Origin of the sequence: Psychrobacter pacificensis (assembly GCF_018336615.1) — a bacterium.
Classification (GTDB): domain Bacteria; phylum Pseudomonadota; class Gammaproteobacteria; order Pseudomonadales; family Moraxellaceae; genus Psychrobacter; species Psychrobacter pacificensis.
On the sequence record NZ_CP048752.1, the window covers coordinates 351,411 to 372,208 of the forward strand.

At 45.9% G+C, this 20,798-nt stretch carries 18 protein-coding genes; 12 read left to right on the forward strand and 6 right to left on the reverse strand.

The window, feature by feature from the left end; all coding sequences use genetic code 11:
* Positions 1-382: 382 nt before the first annotated feature.
* The 7 genes from GYK50_RS01560 to GYK50_RS01590 all read left to right on the forward strand — a co-directional run bounded on the left by GYK50_RS01560 (position 383) and on the right by GYK50_RS01590 (position 7,106).
* The gene (locus GYK50_RS01560; protein ID WP_212564116.1) at positions 383-1,405 is read left to right on the forward strand and encodes an urease accessory protein UreD; all 1,023 of its coding nucleotides are present in this window, start codon (positions 383-385) and stop codon (positions 1,403-1,405) included.
* A gap of 79 nt (positions 1,406-1,484) precedes the next feature.
* Entirely contained in the window at positions 1,485-1,787 is a 303-nt protein-coding gene (ureA, locus tag GYK50_RS01565; protein WP_057761815.1) for an urease subunit gamma, read from the forward strand.
* Between the two features lie 44 nt (positions 1,788-1,831).
* Complete coding sequence (gene ureC, locus GYK50_RS01570) at positions 1,832-4,006, forward strand: urease subunit alpha (protein ID WP_212564117.1); 2,175 nt, start codon at positions 1,832-1,834, stop codon at positions 4,004-4,006.
* Positions 4,007-4,186: 180 nt separating this feature from the next.
* Positions 4,187-4,771 carry an urease accessory protein UreE gene (ureE, locus tag GYK50_RS01575; RefSeq protein WP_212564118.1) on the forward strand — a complete coding sequence of 195 codons (585 nt, stop codon included), beginning with the start codon at positions 4,187-4,189 and terminating at the stop codon, positions 4,769-4,771.
* Positions 4,761-5,555, forward strand: coding sequence for an urease accessory protein UreF (locus GYK50_RS01580; protein ID WP_420070464.1), 795 nt, complete (start codon positions 4,761-4,763; stop codon positions 5,553-5,555). The genes ureE and GYK50_RS01580 overlap by 11 nt, the downstream gene beginning before the upstream one ends.
* Before the next feature lie 57 nt (positions 5,556-5,612).
* Positions 5,613-6,302: an urease accessory protein UreG gene (ureG, locus tag GYK50_RS01585; protein WP_212564119.1), complete on the forward strand. Its 690-nt coding sequence runs from the start codon at positions 5,613-5,615 to the stop codon at positions 6,300-6,302.
* A 51-nt stretch (positions 6,303-6,353) separates the two neighbouring features.
* Positions 6,354-7,106, forward strand: a complete 753-nt coding sequence (locus tag GYK50_RS01590; RefSeq protein ID WP_212564120.1) for a HupE/UreJ family protein — start codon at positions 6,354-6,356, stop codon at positions 7,104-7,106.
* A 205-nt stretch (positions 7,107-7,311) separates the two neighbouring features.
* On the opposite strand, the gene tig is transcribed toward GYK50_RS01590, so the two are convergent.
* Complete coding sequence (gene tig / locus GYK50_RS01595) at positions 7,312-8,655, reverse strand: trigger factor (protein WP_186473528.1); 1,344 nt, start codon at positions 8,653-8,655, stop codon at positions 7,312-7,314.
* Positions 8,656-9,094: 439 nt separating this feature from the next.
* Complete coding sequence (gene rdgB, locus GYK50_RS01600) at positions 9,095-9,748, reverse strand: RdgB/HAM1 family non-canonical purine NTP pyrophosphatase (RefSeq protein ID WP_212564121.1); 654 nt, start codon at positions 9,746-9,748, stop codon at positions 9,095-9,097.
* A 527-nt stretch (positions 9,749-10,275) separates the two neighbouring features.
* Between rdgB and GYK50_RS01605 the strand changes: the two genes are divergently transcribed.
* Positions 10,276-10,905, forward strand: coding sequence for a superoxide dismutase (locus tag GYK50_RS01605; protein WP_075107319.1), 630 nt, complete (start codon positions 10,276-10,278; stop codon positions 10,903-10,905).
* Positions 10,906-11,125: 220 nt separating this feature from the next.
* Positions 11,126-11,395, forward strand: coding sequence for a DUF8051 family protein (locus GYK50_RS01610; protein WP_212564122.1), 270 nt, complete (start codon positions 11,126-11,128; stop codon positions 11,393-11,395).
* A gap of 67 nt (positions 11,396-11,462) precedes the next feature.
* Here GYK50_RS01610 and GYK50_RS01615 read toward each other — a convergent pair whose 3' ends face one another.
* The 4 genes from GYK50_RS01615 to GYK50_RS01630 form a co-directional block, all read right to left on the reverse strand.
* Positions 11,463-12,200 (reverse strand): DUF4145 domain-containing protein, encoded by a 738-nt coding sequence (locus GYK50_RS01615; RefSeq protein ID WP_212564123.1) that lies wholly within the window; start codon positions 12,198-12,200, stop codon positions 11,463-11,465.
* A 177-nt stretch (positions 12,201-12,377) separates the two neighbouring features.
* Positions 12,378-13,532 (reverse strand): metal-dependent hydrolase, encoded by a 1,155-nt coding sequence (locus tag GYK50_RS01620; RefSeq protein WP_212564124.1) that lies wholly within the window; start codon positions 13,530-13,532, stop codon positions 12,378-12,380.
* A 31-nt stretch (positions 13,533-13,563) separates the two neighbouring features.
* The gene (locus GYK50_RS01625; protein WP_212564125.1) at positions 13,564-14,382 is read right to left on the reverse strand and encodes a DUF72 domain-containing protein; all 819 of its coding nucleotides are present in this window, start codon (positions 14,380-14,382) and stop codon (positions 13,564-13,566) included.
* Positions 14,383-14,424: 42 nt separating this feature from the next.
* Positions 14,425-15,501, reverse strand: coding sequence for a polyprenyl synthetase family protein (locus GYK50_RS01630; RefSeq protein WP_212564126.1), 1,077 nt, complete (start codon positions 15,499-15,501; stop codon positions 14,425-14,427).
* Between the two features lie 810 nt (positions 15,502-16,311).
* Here GYK50_RS01630 and fadB point away from each other — a divergent pair.
* From fadB to GYK50_RS01645, 3 genes are all read left to right on the forward strand, one after another.
* Positions 16,312-18,471 carry a fatty acid oxidation complex subunit alpha FadB gene (fadB, locus tag GYK50_RS01635; RefSeq protein ID WP_071002891.1) on the forward strand — a complete coding sequence of 720 codons (2,160 nt, stop codon included), beginning with the start codon at positions 16,312-16,314 and terminating at the stop codon, positions 18,469-18,471.
* A 233-nt stretch (positions 18,472-18,704) separates the two neighbouring features.
* Positions 18,705-19,877 carry an acetyl-CoA C-acyltransferase FadA gene (fadA, locus tag GYK50_RS01640; RefSeq protein WP_071002892.1) on the forward strand — a complete coding sequence of 391 codons (1,173 nt, stop codon included), beginning with the start codon at positions 18,705-18,707 and terminating at the stop codon, positions 19,875-19,877.
* Between the two features lie 284 nt (positions 19,878-20,161).
* A complete protein-coding gene (locus GYK50_RS01645; protein ID WP_058025121.1) occupies positions 20,162-20,737 on the forward strand; it encodes an isochorismatase family protein in 576 nt (191 codons plus the stop codon).
* Positions 20,738-20,798: the final 61 nt, after the last annotated feature.

The window sequence follows — 20,798 nt, forward strand, 5'->3', positions numbered from 1 at the left end:
ATTTACTCATAGTTATTCTTATAAGTAGAAAGTGCGGCCTGACATAGTGTGTTAATAGTCCAAGTTTGAATGCTAAAAAATGGTGCATATTAACGAAAAACGCCACAATTTGGTGCAAACCGTTATTTATCTAATAGTTATCAGCGGTAAAAGGCTGATTAAAAAATAGCTAAACCAGCTTTGTCATGTTAGTAAGAAAAAATATACAGTCAAAACCAAAGTAAAATCATTATGTTGGGTGTGATGGTGGAGTGTATGTAAGAGTGTTTGCATATGAGTTGGCATAATGCTTGTATAGACAGTGAAATTAACTGACTTTTTGGTCAGGAACCAGATTACTAGATTGTATTTAATGAGTAAAATGAGCAAATGAGTATATAAAATGAGTTGGGCTTCTTCTTTAACATTGAGTTTTGACACTGTTAAGCGCAAAGATACTGTCAAAAGTATGGCTGCTACCGCTAAGACGCGGCTATCTCATCGTAAGCACACGGGCGCGCTTATGGTACAGCGTGCCCTATATCCTGAGCCACGTGTGCAGCAAGGCATTTGCCATATATTGATGTTATATCCGCCAGCAGGTATCGCAGGCGGTGATACGCTGACGATAGAGTTGCATTTAGACAATGGCAGCCATGCTGTTATCACCACACCAGGGGCGGGCAAGTGGTATGGTAATGACGGTGTCAGCCAAAAACATAAAGCTCGGTCGGACGACAACGACACGCACCAAAGTATGAGCCAAGACAAGATAGCTGCCTATGCAAGCCAATATCTGCAAGCCAAACTCGCCGCACATGTTCGCTTAGAATGGCTACCACAAGAGAGTATTATTTATAACGAAGCCAATATGCATGCAGTGAGCCGTTTTGATTTAGCTGACTCGTCTAGCTTGCTGACTTGGGAGATTAGCGTATTTGGGCGGCAAGCATATGATGAGCAGTTCCTGCAAGGGCGCTACCATACTGGATTAAATATCTACCGAGAAGGTAAGGTTATCGTTGCTGATCGGGTCAAACAGGCTGCCCAAAGTCGCTGGTTTACATCGAGTCTAGGACTAGCAGATCAGCATATTTATGGATCGTTTTGGGCAGTGCCAAGTTTGAGCGATGTACATGACAACGCTGCACTGCCTGCCTCTGCCGCACAATCAGACGAGACAGCCTTAGCAACGATGAAGCAGGCCCTAGCTCGCTATTTAGACAATACCATCGTTGCATTACGCCATATGATTGCTGAGGCTAGATTACCGGTTTATTGTACTCATAACGGTCAGGCCGTGAATATCCGTTATATCGGTTCAGATGTGCGCGGCTGTTTTGAAGCTTTTTATCAAATCAGAGAAGTCTTGCGACATCATTGGTGGCAGCTTGAGCCTTGCCGTCCGCGTATTTGGGACACCTAAGTCTACGGTTTTTCATAGCTAAGCCACACGACCTGATAATCTGCTATAACTTTTATAATAAATAAAATAAGGATTTGCCATGCATCTGACGCCAACAGAAAAAGACAAGCTCATGCTATTTACCGCTGGCATGGTGGCTGAGCGCCGCAAAAACCGAGGCGTTAAGCTCAATTACCCCGAAGCCATCGCTTATATCAGTATGCTGCTGATGGAAGGGGCTAGAGATGGCAAAAGAGTGGCTGAATTAATGAGTGAAGGGGCTACTTACCTGTCTGCCGATGATGTCATGGAAGGGGTGGCTGAGATGGTCGATGAAGTGCAAATTGAGGCGACCTTCCCTGATGGTACCAAATTGGTCACGGTACACAATCCCATCGTATAGTTCTGTCTATCACTAAATGATCACTCCAACATAAGGCGGCTCCCATGCAAGCAGGCGAATATAACATCCAAGATGGTGACATTATCCTAAACCAAGGACGACAAGTACAGACCATCAGTGTGAGTAATACTGGCGATAGACCGATCCAAATCGGCTCGCATTATCACTTTTATGAAGTCAATGATGCGCTGAGCTTTGATAGAGAGCAGACCCGTGGGTATCGCCTAAATATCATCTCTGGCACGGCAGTTCGTTTTGAGCCGGGGCAGTCGCGAGAGGTAGAATTGGTGGCTTATGCGGGCAAGCAGGAAGTATATGGTTTTGCAGGTCGTGTCATGGGCGCGGTTCAACCAGATAAGACCGATGAAAAGCAACTGGATACTTCGCAAAAGCGGGTGAGTCGGCAGATTTATGCAGAGCATTTTGGTCCGACTACCGGCGATAAAGTGCGTCTCGCTGATACTGAGCTTTGGCTACAGGTTGAGGCGGATTTAACCAGCCATAAAGATACTGCTATTGACCAAGCGAATACGTCACAAAGTGATAAAGGTACTAGCCATACTACCGAGATTAAGGGTGAAGAAGTCAAATTTGGCGGCGGCAAAGTCATCCGTGATGGTATGGGTCAAGGGCAACTGCTGGGCGCGGAAGTTGCAGATACCGTGATTACCAATGCGCTGGTTGTAGATTATACGGGTATCTACAAAGCCGATATCGGTATCAAAAATGGCCGTATCAGCGCGATTGGTAAAGCGGGTAATCCTGATATCCAGCCTGCCATCGATATTCCGATTGGCGGCGCGACCGAAATCATCGCTGGTGAAGGCAAAATCCTCACCGCAGGCGGCGTCGATAGTCATATTCACTTTATCGCGCCTCAGCAGTGTGAGACAGCGCTGATGTCGGGGGTGACCACGATGTTAGGCGGTGGCACAGGCCCTGCCCAAGGTACGCTCGCGACTACTTGTACGCCGGGGGCATATCATATTGCCTCAATGCTACAATCTACCGATAGTATCCCTATGAATATTGGGCTATTGGGTAAAGGCAATGTGAGTGTGCCCACTCCAATTGCTGAGCAAATCGAAGCAGGTGCCGTCGGACTCAAGCTACATGAAGATTGGGGTACGACGCCGCAAGCTATTGATAATTGTCTGAGCGTTGCTGACGACTATGATGTGCAAGTTGCGATTCATACTGACACGTTAAATGAAAGTGGCTATCTTGAGAGTACGCTTGGCGCATTTAAAAACCGCTGTATTCATACCTTTCATACTGAAGGGGCAGGTGGTGGCCATGCGCCTGATATTCTAAAGGCCATTGGCGAGTCGCATGTGCTGCCATCTTCCACCAATCCTACTAGGCCTTATACCGTCAATACTATTGACGAGCACCTCGATATGCTCATGGTTTGTCATCATTTAAGCCCTGCTATCGCTGAGGACGTAGCATTTGCCGAAAGCCGCATTCGTCAAGAAACCATCGCGGCTGAAGACATCTTGCACGATTTGGGTGCTATCTCGATGATGAGTAGTGACTCACAAGCGATGGGGCGCGTGGGTGAAGTGGTCATTCGCACATGGCAGACGGCGCACAAAATGAAAGTTCAGCGTGGTCATCTGGCTCCAGATGCGACAGCACAAACAGAGCATCAAGCGCAGCATATTACTCTGACCGACTACGATCAAAGCGCGGACAATGATAACTTTCGCATCAAACGCTATATCGCAAAATATACGATAAATCCTGCGATTACGCATGGTATTAGCGATATGGTCGGCTCCATTGAAGTGGGTAAATGGGCGGATATGGTGCTGTGGTCGCCCAAGTTTTTTGGGGTAAAACCTGAATGCATCATCAAAGGCGGCCTGATCGCTGCGGTACCGATGGGCGATATCAACGCCTCTATTCCCACCCCTCAGCCTGTGCATTATCGTCCTATGTTTGCGTCGTATCCAAAGTCAGTCGCTCAAACCAGTATCACTTTTATGTCGCAAGCGGCGATAGACAAACAAGTCGATAAGCAGCTTGGACTGACCAAAGTGATTCAGCCTGTCCACGGGATACGTGAGATTCGCAAAAGCGATATGCGCCTCAACAGCTACTGCCCAGATATGGACATCAATCCTGAGACCTACGAAGTACGTGCCGATGGCAAAACGCTTACCTGTGAGCCTGCTGAGGTACTGCCCATGGCACAGCGTTATTTTTTATTCTGATTTTTATTTTAAGATTTAAAGACAAACGGCTAAAGGCTGTCTTAAAAAGCGTGTCACAGGCTTATAGAGAGCTGGTTTTGGCGTGATCTTCTCATTGATTGCTGACAGCCATTTTGGGCACTTTTATTATCAATACTATTATTCAATCATTTGAGCCACAGTAAACAGAGCATTATATTTATGAAAATATTTAATACCCGTCTCCCTACCTTAAGTGATATCCAACAAGCGCAATTGACTGCCCAGCGCCAAGCGGATGACTATCTGCTTTTGGACTTTGATACTCGTCAGCATTCGCGATTTCGAGCTGTGACAGTTTCAGGGGAGGCGGTCGGTATCGATTTGCCGCGTACTGGTGTCTTAAAAGGAGATGACGTCCTCACCAATGCCGCAGGGGAGTTAATGCAAGTTATTGCCAAGCCGCAAGCGGTGACCAAAGTGATGGCAGCCGATGATTTTTTATTAATGAAAGGCGCGTATCATTTGGGCAATCGCCATGTGCCGTTGATGTTTGAGCACAGTGCAGCAGGGTACGCGCTGTATTTTGAAAACGATCATGTACTGGCACAAATGCTAGAAAATCTTGGGCTAAATACTGAGTCTGCATCAGTGCCGTTTGAGCCTGAAACGGGTGCTTATCAGACAGGACACGGGCATTCGCATAGCCATTCTCACGCTCATACGCATTCGCATAATGACGCGCATAGCCATGATGACAGCCACAGCCAACATAATGCGTCTATAGGTCACTCAAATGATGGTTGATGGCAGTACTCAGCCTACTCAGTCTGTCCAACTTGGGCAGATGTTGATGCTGGCCTCTAGTAACTTGCCGATTGGTAGCTATACCTACTCACAAGGCGTAGAGTCAGCGATTGAGTCAGGCATTATCTCTGATGAAGCCAGTACGCTTACCTTTATGCAAGACTATCTTGCGCTGGCTGTCATTGGCTACGAGCTACCTATATTGGCACTGATCATGTGTGCGCTTGATCAAGGTCATGAAGCGCTAGCGGCAAATCTGGCACATGATTATCATGCAGGCCTTGAGAGTAAAGAGTTTATACTAGAGTCGCAGCAGTTGGCACAAGCGATGGTATCTTGGCTCAACGAGGTACTGAATCTTGGTATACCTGCTGAGATACCTGATGATGGTTATTTACCACTTTTTGCTCACATTGCCCAGCATTGGCAGCTGCCACTCATGCAGTCGATGACCACCTATGGATTTGCTCAATTGGAAAATATGGTGCTCGCTGCTGTCAAGACCGTACCACTCGGGCAAATGGCGGGTCAGCGTATCTTGTGGCAGCTGCAAAGTGATCTTGGCTCTGAAGTTGGAGCGCTGAGCGATAGCATACAGCAAGCCTTTGAGGACGTAATCACGTCATCAAACGCGACCGACACGCTCAATATGAGTGAACATCAGGGTTGTCAAAAGCTGTGCGAAGACCTCTATGACAGGCTCAATATTTCTAATAGCTTGCCCAATTTGGCGATTCTCTCAAGTATGCATGAGGAGCAATACAGCCGGTTGTTCCGCTCATAACTGTACCTTTATCTCTATTTATCACTATTCCTATATGAAACATTTAAGGAGCTTACCATGTCTCTAACCCCGATCAAACCAAAAAGCACCCAATCTACACCTGACTCACATATTGATAATGACCAGTCAAATCCGCCTGCTTCTTTATCCTGCTTACGCCTCGGCATCGGCGGGCCAGTCGGCAGTGGTAAGACCGCTTTGACCCTAAAATTGTGTCAAAACTTGCGTGATACGATCAATATGGCAGTTGTCACCAATGATATTTATACCAAAGAAGATTCGCAGTTTTTGACACGCAATAATGCGATGCCCGCTGAACGTATTCGCGGCGTAGAAACGGGCGGCTGTCCGCATACCGCGATTCGTGAAGATGCGTCGATCAACCTGACGACCATTGCCGAGTTGCAAGAAACCTTTGAGGGCCTAGAATTGATTATCATTGAGTCGGGTGGTGACAATCTTGCCGCGACCTTTAGCCCAGAGCTGTCTGATTTGACCTTATATGTCATTGACGTCTCAGCGGGTGATAAGATACCTCGTAAAGGGGGCCCTGGTATCACCAAGTCAGATTTATTAATCATCAATAAAACCGATCTTGCCCCAATGGTTGGCGCATCGCTTGAGGTGATGGAGCGCGATGCCAAAAAAATGCGTGGCGATAAGCCTTTTGTCTTTAGCAATATGAAAACCGGTGATGGTCTGGATGAAATTATTGCCTTTATCAAAGAGCACGGTATGCTCGCTTAACCAATAGCCCCTCATCAATCATTAAAATATTCATCATAAGGAATCAGCCCCATGACACAACATACAAAAGAGCATCACGGTCATAAAGCCCGTTTTTCACAGGCTTTATCTTCTCGAAAAATAGCAGCGGCTTCAATGACGCTTGCAACCTTTACAATGGTACCGTCGTTGGCACAGGCACATTCGGGTCATCTTCACTCGGCTACTATACAAGCGCCTTCGTTTTTGGGCACATTGCAAGCGGGACTGATGCATCCAGTGACGGGTCTTGATCATCTGTTTTTGGCAGTCGGTATGGGCATGTTGTTTTATGGACTACAAAAGCAGCGCCTAGGTATGATGTCATTGACAGCTGGATTATCACTAGGGGCCGTATTGGGCACTATTGGGGTGTTGGTTGGCGGTGTTGGGTTTGCGGCATCATCTGGATGGATTGAGATTGCCATATCGCTATCAGTGGTCGTATTGGCTCTGATTTTGATGAGTGATAAGAGTCGACAAGAAGCTTTTTCAGCGCGTACGCAGCCAGCGCACACGCCAAGCATCCAGCAACTATCGTTGTTTGGTTTTGGTGGTTTGGCGGTCTTTCATGGATTGGCACATGCACTTGAAGTACCAGCGAATGCTGGCGTAAGTGGTCAGTTGGGTTTTTATGCAGGGATGCTAGTGACGATGCTGGCGCTATATGCAGTTGGTACGTTGGTCAGCCAGCAGCTACAGCAGCGCCTAGGTAATAACTTATGGTTACAGCGTGGTCTGGTTGTACTCGGACTGGGTGCGGTGTTTGTACCTGCTCTAGTATAGGGTGTATTATTGCAAGACTTTGAGCGTAGTTTTAGCTGATACGTCTTGCGTAACGACCATGCTAGCGATTGGTTAATCAAAAAAGCCATTGAGCGTGCACAAAAAAATACGGCCCCGATCATCAATCGGGGCCGTATTTTTTGATATGTAGAACAAGCGTGCTGTGTGGTGTTATGGTTTAACAGCATACAGCGCTCAGTCTAGATTACATACCTTGCTGCTGTTGCTGCTGAGCCGCTAGCAAATCTTGGTAGCTGACTTCTTTGTCAGTCACTTTGCCTTGGCTGATCAAGTAATCTACTACTTGGTCTTCTAGTACCACAGACTCAATGTTAGCGCGTTGCTGCTTGTCATTGGTGTAGTACTCGATCACTTCCGCTGGATCTTCGTAGTTTTCAGCCGCTTCTTTGATGAAGGTTTCAACACGCTCTTGATCCACTTCTAGACCTTCGGTGTCGATAACACGGGCAACGATGATACCAAGACGGGCTGCACGTAGCGCTTGCTCTTCAAACAGCTCATTTGGCAGCATGTCTTTATCAAAGCTATCAGCGCTCGCACCAAACTGCTGAGAAAAACGTTGCATCATCATATTGCGTTGACGCTCGATTTCTTGCTCTAGCATGGCGCTTGGTACGTCAAACTCGTTCTTTTCTAGCAATGCATCAAAAGTCGCTTGCTTCACTTGGCTACGCGCGGCGTTCTTGATTTCGCGTTCCATATTTTTGCGCACATCTTCTTTTAGTTTGTCTACGCCGCCTTCAGTCACGCCAAATAGCTCAAGGAACTCTTCATCGATCTCAGGTAACTTAGGTTTTTCAACCAATTTTACGTTGATCTTGAACTGAGCTTCTTTACCTGCTAAGTTTTCGGCTTGATAATCTTCTGGGAAAGTCACATCGATAATTTTTTCTTCGCCAGCTTTCATGCCTTTGATACCGTCTTCAAAGCCTGGAATCATCTGGCCGCTACCGATGACTAGTTTGAAGTCTTCAGCGCTACCGCCTTCAAACTTCTCGCCGTCGATTGAACCTTCAAAGTCGAAAGTGACCTGAGTATCTTTAGTCGCTTTACCTTTTTTCTCAACGTACTCTTGACGCTGCTTTTGCAGGTTTTCGATCATGGTGTCGACGTCTTCGTCGCTGACGGTTGCCGTGTGACGCTCAACTTCGATTTCATCGATACCTTGTACGTCGATTTCTGGGAAGATTTCAACGGTGGCTTGATATACCAAGAAATCGTCTTCAAGTTTGACGTCGTCGATGTTTGGCATGCCAACCGCGCGGATGTCTTCAGATTTGATCGCTTCAAAGACCGTATCACGGATCACATCGTTGATCACTTCTTGCTGGATGCCCGCACCGTACTGTGAGCGGATGTGCGACATTGGCACTTTGCCTTTACGGAAACCGTCGATTTTAGCGGTTTTCGCCACTTGGCTGATGCGGCCTTCTACTTTGTTTTGAATTTTTTCAACGGGTACTTTAACCGTCAGCTGAGTCTCTTTATTAGATAGCTTGTTGGTTGTGACTTGCAAATCTGTAGCCATGTTCATTACACCTTTAGGATTAAGTAGTACGTTTGATTAATGAGATAGTACTTAGGGTTAAATGGTAATAGACAAACCGTGCCTCAAATTACGGGCGTGTACGACGGTTGCCGCTGGAATAAATAGGGGATAATGATAAGCCCGCCACTTCAAAATCAGCACCAGTAGCAATCGCCGCTGATACTAAAGGGTGACACTGTCGAAGTTGCAAGGGTTACCAAATATCAGTTATAAACCGTTAATGCACCGCATAATAACGCTTTTTGGTGAATTATACAGGCAAATAACGGCCTTCAACAAAATTTTAAAAGTAGAACAGTATAATCTATCTGCTTATTAAAGTAAAAATTATCTCTTTGACGGCAGGGTTTCTAAGGTTTTTTGCGATGACAAGCGCACTTATTTTACAAGAGAACCTATAAAATTTTTATAAGAGAATCTATAAAGGCAGTTGTGCCAATAATTGCTGAATAGCCTGCCCCCGATGACTGAGACGATTTTTATCAGCCGCGCTTAGGCTTGCCGCACTGGCTTGTAGATTAGGCAACCAAAACAATGGATCATAGCCAAAACCGCCGTCGCCATGCGGTGCGTCTAAGATCTCACCGCGCCATAAGCCTTGAGCAATAATGGGTAGCGGGTCATCTGCATGACGCACCATAGCCAGCACGCAAACGAACATACCCTCAATCGGTGTGTCAGGCTGGGTCGTGCGTAATGGTTGCAAGTCAGCAATGAGCTTGGCGTTGTTTTTGTCATCGTTACCGTGCTCGCCAGCATAGCGCGCCGAGTAGATGCCGGGGGCATTACCGAGTACAGGCACGCACAGTCCTGAGTCATCAGCAATCGCAGGCAAGCCGCTCAGACGGCTGGCATGACGGGCTTTGATAATGGCGTTTTCGACAAAGCTGAGCCCATCTTCTATCGCATCGTCGATATTGAGCTGACCTTGCGGGACAATCGTCACGTCCAAGTTCGCTTCGGCAAATAGCCGTTTAAACTCAGCCAGTTTGCCTTTGTTATTGCTGGCCAGCACCCACTGGTTATTAGAGGTTGATTGGGGAGCAAGTTGTACGGTATCGGTAGTGCTCATAGGGTCGTTCCGTTATATAAAAAATATGAATGAATTAGCCGAGCTTTAACTTTTGGCATTTTTATAGATGCTATAAGATCGACCTCGATAACGATGTTAGTACTGATGGCATAGGGTTTGACGAGGTAAAAGGTCATCGTTGAATAAATAACCAGTGACGATGCAGAATATACGAGCTATAACATTTGGTAACTGATATTATTAGGGGCTGTTGTTATAATAGTGACCAAGCTACAGTGAAATATATCTTATAGCTTGTGAATATTAAGTTAATATAAGTCTATAGAGTCAAACACTTGGCTTTTGGACGAACAATAACAGCTAGGTTAATTTTGGATTCATAATAATACGTGATACAGTGTTAAGCAATCACGTGTATTAAGCGATAACATTCACTTCAAACAATCAACTCAGCCAATTTAGCTCGATACCAAGTGTTTCTATTCTTAAGGCGTATCTATTTTAGGTATGTCTGTATTTAGAGAGACAGTAGTATGAGTGGACAAATAAGCAAGGATAAAATAATTATGTCAAATATTACTTTACCAGATCTCCCATATGCAAAAGACGCGCTAGAGCCACATATCAGTGCCGAGACGCTAGAATATCATCATGACAAGCATCATGCTGCTTACGTAAACAAGTTAAATGAGCTACTACCAGGTTCTGGTTTAGAAGACAAAACCTTACCAGAAATCATCAAAGCGACTGCTAAAGATGACAGCAAGCAAGGTATGTTCAACCAAGCCGCTCAAGTATGGAACCACACGTTCTACTGGAACTGCATGACGCCAACCAACGGCGGCGGCGAGCCTACTGGCGATCTAAAAGCAAAAATCGAAGAAGATTTCGGTAGCTATGACAAGTTCCGTGAAGAGTTCAAAAACGCAGCATTGACTCAGTTCGGTTCAGGTTGGGCATGGCTAGTCGCTGATAAAGTGGGTGGCAAACTATCAATCGCCAAAACTGCTAACGCTGATACCCCATTGGCACACGACCAAGTCGCTGTATTGACTTGTGATGTATGGGAACACGCGTACTATGTAGATTACCGTAACCGTCGTCCTGACTACGTAGATACCTTCCTAGACAAGCTCGTAAACTGGGACTACGCAAACGCAAAATATAAAGGTCAAGACGCAGGCGTTGAAGAGTAATCTTTAACAACCCTGTTTTAATGATTAAGTTTTGATACAAAAAAGGGTACCGTTTGGTGCTCTTTTTTTGTGGGCGAGATAAAATTGCGGGTATTTTTAGAACACTTTATCGATGCATTACAGAAAGTAAGTGATCGCCAGCGAACCTTTATCAGAAAAAAATGTTCAGCAGCGCTATAATGATTTTCAATAAAAAATGGAATTAACACGGAGGGAGCTCGTGAACAAAGCGCGCATTGCTGTACTTGCTATTTTGACACTGTCGGTCATTAATCTATGCCTTATGATATTTAGCAACTTGGTAGGGATGCGGGCGTTTCCTGACTACTCACCGATAGTAATGACGCTATTTAATGTGTTTTTGATGACCCTTGGACTGCTCAGTGTGTGGCAGCTGTTCACAGGAATTGACGGTCATGCAATGCGCGGCGCTGGCGGTGTTGTTATTTGTGAGTGCAGGTTGGTATATGAAGGCGGTGTCTGTGCCTGAATCTATGTGATTGGCGTGGGGTGATGTGAAAAAAGGACGCGGTGGGTGTCCTTTTTTAGTTTAGATGCTATTTCTTATCTCTAGTCTTAATATGTTCTTGTGTATCAGGCGGAATTAAGTCTGCATACAAACTCTCTAGTTCTTTGGGCTTAGTAATGAGCTCGTCTGCAATAAAGTTTAAAATACTGAATAACTTCTCGGCTACTTCTGCATTATCATCTAAGTTTATCTGCCCAGGATGTACGGCATTATTCCCTACTACTCTTAGTAAGTCTAAAGCTTGCTGTATTTTAGGACTTAAACCTTCTGCTACTAAATTTTTTATATCATTATTAATATTTTTTCCACTTTTTCCTATTTGTGTTAATAGTTTTTGTAGTGCCAAACGCAACAAGGCTGTAGAACCTTTTGGAGAGTCTATTAAAATGTTACTAGCCTCAATATAAAGTGCTTTAATATCTGCATCTAAGTCTTCATTAGGTGGTGGAACTGTAGTTTTTTTAGGATAAACAATTTCTTCATTCACCCATAATGTAAACTCTTCACACGAAGAACATGTTGCCACTGAAAATCCTTTAGGACAAAATTGATAAAGGTTTTTTTGAAATTCATTATCAATTACATTCAAGAATTGAACGATGGTTTTTTGATAAAAACTTTCGATACTTGATCTGTAGTTGAGATACAGATGATTAATAATATTGATCGCTGCACTTCCAGCATCATCAGCATCAAACCATTCTTGGGTCGCAACAGTATTGCAATGAGGGCACTGAAACTTATTATCCCTGTAGTTTGGTATCATTTAATACTCCGTAGATTGACAGTACTTAAAATATTACTTAATAAAGAAATTGAGTTTTGACTCGTAACGCTTCAAACCCAGACCTACCGAACGCATCACGTATCGTTACAGTACTACAATAAACATACGCATTGACGGTATTTTAAACATTGAATATATGGCGCTATTTATTGCGACTTATTCAACCACTTTCCAGCCACTATCCCCATCTACCATCGACTCATCAAACACCCGTTTGAAGCCTTGCTGAATCAGCTCAAAACGTGACGGTGTAGGTTCGTTGTCTACTGCAACGACAGGTGCGTCTATCGGTATGATGGCTTGCCACTGCGCATTGTCATTGGCTTTCTCCGCTAATACAAAACTAAAGAAAGCCGTGTCACCTGCCATCATCCGCAAATCATCGACGACCAGCTGTTCGGCTGCATCGCTAGTAGAAGCGGCGGGTAGCATTTGGACGCGATACCCTGTCCAGTGACCAGAGAACCAATCAAGACGCTGGGCATAGGGGCGGCTTTGTGCTGGCAGGTTTGCGCGTAGCGTCTGCGCGTTGTCGTACTGCGTCAGATAGCGATATTCAGGCAAGCGGCTATCTAAGGCACTACCGCGTATCTCGATCAGTCTATGCTCATTATCTTCGGCAACGGTACGCCACATGAGTATCATCGGCAGGACGGGCATGGTTTTGATGCGCGTCGTATGGATATTAGCCGCTTTTAAGGTTTGCTTAGCTTTGGATTGGGCGTGGTATTTTAATCCTAAGCCCAATAATAAATAACTACTACTGATTAGCAGCATCCAAACCGCAAGGCGTTGACAGTTGATCAGCATCCCTGCTTTAAATACCGCAAGTTTGCACCCTTTTATGACGCCCACGATTACCGCTATCAGGAGCGGCAGGGTATAGAGCGGGTCAATGATAAAGACGGAGGCAATACTGATTGGGGTCATCTGCAAAGGTTCTTGGAGTGGCCAAAACAGCTGGGTGCCGTAGACGGTAAAGCTGTCCAAGATAGGATGGGTGGTCAACACCAACGTCATGGCGAGTGCTAAGCGCCGCGTTGAATAAGGTAGCGGCATATCGCGCCAGTGGTGGTAGCGGCTAATCAGCCAAGCGCCGGCGAGACCTACTGCGGTCAGGACAAATAAAGAGTGACTAAAGCTGCGATGGTAGGTCATGTCGCTGATGGGGTCGGGGTAGCTAATCAGGACATCCAAATCAGGCAGCGTACCCAGTATTGCGCCGTATAGGTAGGCTGTGCGGCCCTGATATTTGCCAAGTGCTGCCCCTTGGACGCTCGCGCCCAAGACGATTTGACTGAGTGAATCCATAGCGCTCTTATTAAATTAGGGTTTAGGTTAACTACAGTACGTCAAAGTTGTGCGCTATTAGCGCTTCTCGCAGCATCGCAATATTATAGTACGCGTGCGCATTGACGGTGTTTTGAAAGAAAATATAAAGCGTGTCAAAGTGCTGGCGCTGATTGGCAATCGCTTGCGCCCAGTCCTGCATCTCAGCCTCACTATAGCGGTAGTCATGACGATCAGCCGCGCTCATCGCATCCCACCAGTTCAGATTATTACCATGCATCCTTAGATAACCGGTACGCTCGGTAAATATCAGGCGCGAGGGCGGCAGCCCGCTGACTTTGGGATAATCGACACTGCACCAAATCAGCCCCTGCTCGCGAAAGCTATCGACCACTTGCGGCGTGTGCCATGCGTTATGACGAAACTCGATGGCAAGCGGATAGTCCTTAAACCAGCTGGCAAGCTCTGCTAAGTACAGACGATGCTCGCGAGTACGGTCAAAGCCATGTGGGAACTGGAGCAGTAACGGCGCTAACGCATCCGCTTCAATAAGTGGGGATAGTGCATTTAAAAATGCCTCGGCGTGCTCAGCAGTGCCTTTGCGCGCATGCGTAAAATCTTGATGCAGCTTGACGGCGAATTTGAGCGCGCTGTCTGCTTGCACGTAGGCTTTATCCACCATGCCCGAAAATGCCTTTTGTCCAATCGGCGCATAGAAGGTGCTGTTTATTTCGACTGCACCGTATTGTTTGGCGTATTCACGTAAAAAGTCGGTCTTTTTAGTACCTTGTGGGTACAGCGTACCGAGCAAATCCGTGTCGCTATAGCCACCAGTGCCGAGGTAAATGCGCGGGGTAGGGTTACTGTCCATGTTGACCACTCGCTATTTTTTAGAATAATGACGCTTATTAAGTTATTTCTTACGTGACCACAGCCATTCAATCAGTGCCAGTAGTGCGTCATTATTTTTGCCAATGTTATCTTCATTGTCGCTAAGCTCACGACTATTTAGTTCATGAGAAATAGCCGCGCGTCCATCGTTAAATAGCGCTTGCGCATAGCTGGTCGCCTGCTCAACCCCCATCAGCTTTACATAGGTGGATTTATCTAATTTTTCATCGCTACCCGCAGGTTTACCAAGGGTATCAGTCGTCATGGTGACATCTAGCACGTCGTCTTGAACTTGAAAGGCAAGACCGATATATTGGGCGCACTCTTGCAATGCCATACGCTGCGGGGCAGTTGCGCCAGCACAGACGCCGCCCATAAGCATGGCCGCTTCAATCAGTGCACCTGTCTTGTCACGATGGATGGCTTCTAAATCGTTTTGCACAATATCAGTACTGGCTTCGGCATTGAGATCCAGCATCTGACCTGACACCATGCGTCTAGCGCGCGGCGCAAATATCGCGAGCAGCTGACTTGCGATATTGGCATCGAATGGCGCAAAGGTTGGCATCTCTGCGGTCAATACTTCAAACGCGAGCGTCTGCAATACATCGCCTGCCAGCAGTGCCGTCGCTTCATCAAAGGCAATATGAGCAGTCGGTTGCCCACGGCGCAGCTCGTCATCATCCATACATGGCAAATCATCATGCACCAACGAATAGGTATGTAGTAGCTCTACGGCCAATGCAGCACGGCGCGACATATCATAGTCTGAGTCGTTTTCTAGCAATGAGTCCAGATCAGCATTGAGCATGTCGATGTCGTCATTGCGCTCGTCTGTACGTTCACTATTACCGCTATTAATACTGGCAAAAGCACTGGCAACCATCAATGGGCGCACCAATTTACCTTGTCCCGTCATGACATAAAGACAGGCGTCTACCAGTGGACTAGGCAGCTTGGCATAAGCAAACAAGACCTCAATATCTTTTGCCAGTTGCGCGCGCACAGCACCATGAAATTGCTCAGTGCTTTGAAAAGAGACAGCGTTAAAAGGGGTAAAGCCAGAAGAGATAGCGCTAGAAGTAAGGGAAACCGTCATAATCCAACCATTTATCAGGGATACAATGAAAACTTATTAAGGATAAGGCAAAAACGGTATTAGTGTAGCATGATAGGCCATATTGCTCGTGTGAGACACGGTATCAATCGTTTGTTTTTTGCATTTTATAGCTCTGATTTATCCAAAAACGAGGCAATACAATCGTAATCTTACAACAAGTCTTGGTTACGTATCGCTGATGTCACTTGCTGGTTGAATATGTTTTGATAAAAGCGCAAGCTAAGTAAGTTATATTAATTGGGCTACAGCAACGGTTTATCACCCTTGAGGTGGTAGACCGTAAAGACGAGCAAGACCGAATACATTCAAAATAGCAGCTCAGTATACAAGTATTCACTAAAACACTTTGCGCATAAGGTAAATGCCTACAGGTGATTTAAGAGTGACTTGCGAGTATGGTATTAGCTTGTGACAGTTGGGGGCATAATCCCCTACACTAATTGACGTGAAAATGGTCTGATGTTGACCGTAATGGGTTTTTACTGAGCGTATTACTTCAGCAATTGTCAGTGTTAGACCATGTCTCAGTCAGTATTTTAATAGCGGTATTTGCAACATATAAATGAAGCGCCGTGTGATGGGGTACAATACAAGAGACGTCAAAATAAGTATCAAATCATGAGCGCTGGATAATAAAGACACCTTCACTGTGCGCCCGCTAGTGGTTTGTCGTCATGACGATGCTTGTCTTGAAGGCGGCGCACAGTGCTATTACCCATTTTACTAACAGTAACTGGCTATTTATTTTAATTCAAAACGTAGCTTTCGTTATATAGAAAGGAGTTTCAAATGGTATACCAAGGAAATCGCATCACGGTGACAATGCTAGAAGATGGCATCGCCAACATGCACTACAACGCCGAAAATGAGAGCGTGAACAAATTTGATGCCGAAACCAACAAACAGTTTGGTGAAGCCGTTACTGCTTTAGAAAAAGCGGACGACGTCAAAGGTCTTATCGTCACTTCAGGCAAAGGCGTGTTTATCGCTGGTGCTGATATCACAGAGTTTGTGGCTTCTTTCAAAAAATCAGAAAGCGAGATCAAAGATTGGGTCGTTCATATCAATGACGCTTTCAATCGTTTTGAAGATTTGCCATTCCCGAAAGTGGCTGCCATCAATGGCGCGGCAATGGGCGGCGGCTGTGAAATGACCTTGGTTTGTGAATACCGCGTCATGAGTGACAAAGCGATTATCGGTCTACCAGAAACTCAGCTAGGTATCTTCCCAGGCTTCGGTGGTACGGTTCGTAGTACGCGTATCATTGGTATCGATAACGCGCTTGAGCTTATCGCCACTGGCACACCAAAAAAACCACTTGATGCGCTAAAACTCGGCTTGGTTGATGCAACCGTACCAGCTGACGACTTGCAAGATGCAGCCATTGATTTGGTCAAAAAATGTATCTCAGGTGAGCTTGATTGGCAAGCAAAACGTGAAGAAAAACTGGCTCCTGTTAAGCTAAACCAGCTTGAGCAAGCCATGGCATTTAATAGTGCCAAAGGTGCTATTTTCGCTAAAGCCAATCCTAAGCAGTACCCAGCACCAGCTCTTGCTATTGAAGCGATTGAAAAGCACGTCAACCTACCACGTGACAAAGCGATTGAAGTTGAAGCTGCTGGCTTTGCCAAAGCGGCCAAAACCCCGCAAGCAGAGAGCTTGGTTGGTCTATTCTTAAACGATCAGCTAGTCAAAAAACTGGCCAAAAAACACAGCAAGCTTGCACATGATATCAATGAAGCCGCTGTGCTAGGCGCTGGTATCATGGGTGGCGGTATCGCGTATCAAGCGGCCAGCAAAGGCTTGCCAATTATCATGAAAGATATCAAGTCTGAGCAATTAGATCTTGGTATGGGTGAAGCCAGCAAACTGCTTGGTAAAATGGTTGAACGTAAGAAGATGACCCCAGCGAAAATGGGTGAAACCTTAAGCCGCATCCGTCCTACTTTGAACTATGGCGACTTTAGCGAGACTGATATCGTCATCGAAGCGGTCGTAGAAAATCCAAAAGTGAAGCACGCGGTACTCAAAGAAGTCGAAGGCTTAGTCAAAGAAGACGCGATTTTGGCTTCGAATACTTCAACGATCTCTATTACGCATTTAGCAGAAGTGCTTGAGCGCCCAGAAAACTTCGTCGGTATGCATTTCTTTAACCCAGTACATCGCATGCCACTCGTTGAAGTGATTCGCGGTGAAAAATCTTCTGAAGAAGCCATCGCGACTACCGTAGCACTCGCCTCAAAAATGGGTAAAGTGCCAGTTGTGGTCAACGACTGCCCAGGTTTCTTGGTCAACCGTGTCTTGTTCCCATACTTTGGCGCGTTTGATTTATTGCTCAAGCAAGGTGCTGACTTTGCTCATGTTGATAAAGTCATGGAAAAATTCGGCTGGCCAATGGGCCCTGCATACCTAATCGACGTGGTCGGTCTAGATACAGGTGTACATGGCGCAGAAGTGATGGCGGATGGTTTCCCTGACCGCATGAAACCAGACTATAAAGGGGCGATTCAGCATCTATATGAGAATGAGCGTCTCGGTCAGAAAAACGGCGTAGGTTTCTATAAATATGAAACTGACAAGCGCGGTAAGCCAAAGAAAGTCGCTGACGACGCCACTTATGAGCTACTTAAAACCACGACAGATAGCGACAAAAAAGAGTTTGATGATCAAACCATCATCGACCGCACTATGCTGGCTTTCTGCAACGAAACGGTTCGCTGCCTAGAAGACAACATCGTCAGCACGCCTGCCGAGGCTGACATGGCGATGATTATGGGCGTCGGTTTCCCGCCATTCCGCGGTGGTCCTTGTCGTTATATCGACCAAATGGGTCTCGATAACTACTTGGCACTATGCGAAAAATACGCACACCTTGGCAAAGCTTATGAAGCGCCGCAGAAGATTCGCGATATGGCAGCCGCTGGCGAGACTTTTTACGCCACAGCGTAACGAACATACCGTATTAGGATAAGTGGGGTGCGTTTGCTGACGTCGCTATCGGTGATAAAAAAATAGCAGACGCACCGTTTTGGTCGGTTTTATCAGGTCTGGCCTGCCGCGATAATATCCAGCGCGAAAACATCTAGATAGTTATCGTACTGATGTACGGATCGCGTGATAGATGGCTATAGAGCCCGATTAAATCGACAACACTGACAATAAAAATTGAAAAGGAAGATAGTATGACAACTTTAAGTCCAAAAGATGTGGTCATCGTAGATGGCGTACGCTCGGCGATGGGAAGATCTAAAAACGGTATGTTCCGCCATGTACGTGCGGATACCATATCCGCTGAACTGGTACGCGCGCTAGTAGAACGTAACGACTTCGATACCAATGACATCGAAGATATTATTTGGGGCTGTGTCAACCAGACCTTAGAGCAGGGCATGAACATCGGTCGTAATATTGGCCTATTGGCAGGTATTCCAAAGACTGCTGGTGGACAAACGGTTAACCGTCTGTGCGGCTCATCTATGCAGGCACTACATACCGCAGCTGCACAAATCATGACCAACCAAGGTGATGTGTTTATCATTGGCGGTGTTGAGCACATGGGTCACGTCGGCATGATGCATGGTATTGATCTAAACCCTGCCGCTTCTAAGCACTATGCAAAAGCCTCAAATATGATGGGCTTGACCGCTGAGATGCTAGGCCGTATGAATGGCATTACGCGTGAAGAGCAAGATGCTTTTGGTCTTGAATCGCATCGCCGTGCATGGGCTGCGACCACTGAAGGCCGTTTTGATAATGAAATCATCGGCATCGAAGGTCATGATGCAGATGGTCGCTTGCAACTATGTACCGTGGATGAAGTGATTCGCCCTGATGCAACCATGGAGCAAATGCAAAAACTGCGCCCAGCCTTTGACCCTAAAGGCGGTACAGTGACTGCTGCGACGTCATCTGCACTCTCTGACGGTGCGTCAGCGATGCTAGTCATGAGCGCACAAAAAGCCAAAGATCTTGGTCTAAAGCCGCGCGCCCGTATTCGTAGCATGGCTGTCGCTGGTTGTGACGCAGCGATTATGGGTTATGGTCCTGTACCAGCCACCAACAAAGCCTTGAAGCGTGCTGGCATGAGCATCGATGACATGCAAACCATCGAGTTAAACGAAGCCTTTGCCGCACAAGGCCTATCAGTCTTAAAAGCGTTGAACTTGACGGACAAGCAAGATATCGTCAACATCAACGGTGGCGCGATTGCTCTAGGTCATCCACTAGGATGTTCAGGTGCTCGTATCACAGTGACATTGCTCAATGCAATGGAGCAGTCAGATACCGAGCTTGGCCTTGCAACCATGTGTATCGGTCTGGGTCAAGGTATCGCGACTATTATCGAGCGTGTTTAATTTTAAAATCGGCAACCAGTTTGTAACATTTGTTGATTAAAAATATTCTAATAATGACCCCTAGCCGTGATGGCTGGGGGTTTTTTGTGAATATAATAAGCGAGTTAATGCTTGGCGTAGTAAAGAGCACACAGGTACGTATGAAAATTATCTCCATTGACGCATTCAAGAAACTGTGACTAAATAAGGGTGAGCTGAGCTAAGATGTTATTGATGACAACTCTAATAATGACCATTCTAAAATAGCTTTTTATAATAAATATCAGCCGTACAAGGAGTGTACTATGTCTACCATGATTACTGATCGTACTTACCGAATTGCTCGCGAAAACACCCAAGCGATGATTATCGATGTACAAGAACGCCTCACGCCGTACATTTATGATCACGAAAATATCGTCAAAAAAACAGTGACTATAATCAAAGGACTGCAAGCGCTTGGTATTCCCATCATGCTCAACGAGCAGTATAAAAAAGGATTGGGCGATAGCTTGCCAGAGCTTCGTGATGTGCTAGAGGGCGACAATGCAAAGAGCTTTGAAAAAGTCACCTTTAGTGCCTGCGATAACAATGACACATGGCATCATTTAGCGCAGCAAAACCGTAGTACCGTATTGCTTATCGGAGTTGAGGCACACGTCTGTGTGCTACAGACCGCGCTTGATTTGCTAGACAATGGTATGCAACCGGTCATTATTGGCGATGCCGTTGGTTCGCGTTTTCCATACGACAAAAAACAAGCCATTCGCCGTATTCGCCGTGCAGGTGGGATAATCTCGACAGTAGAAACCATTTTGTTTGAGTTGTGCCGTAGCAGTGAAGACCCTGCTTTCAAAACCATTCTGAATTTGATTAAGTAGATGGTTATATAATAGGGTGCTCAGTCATTTGACCCAATGACTTATAAGAGATAGCGCTTGA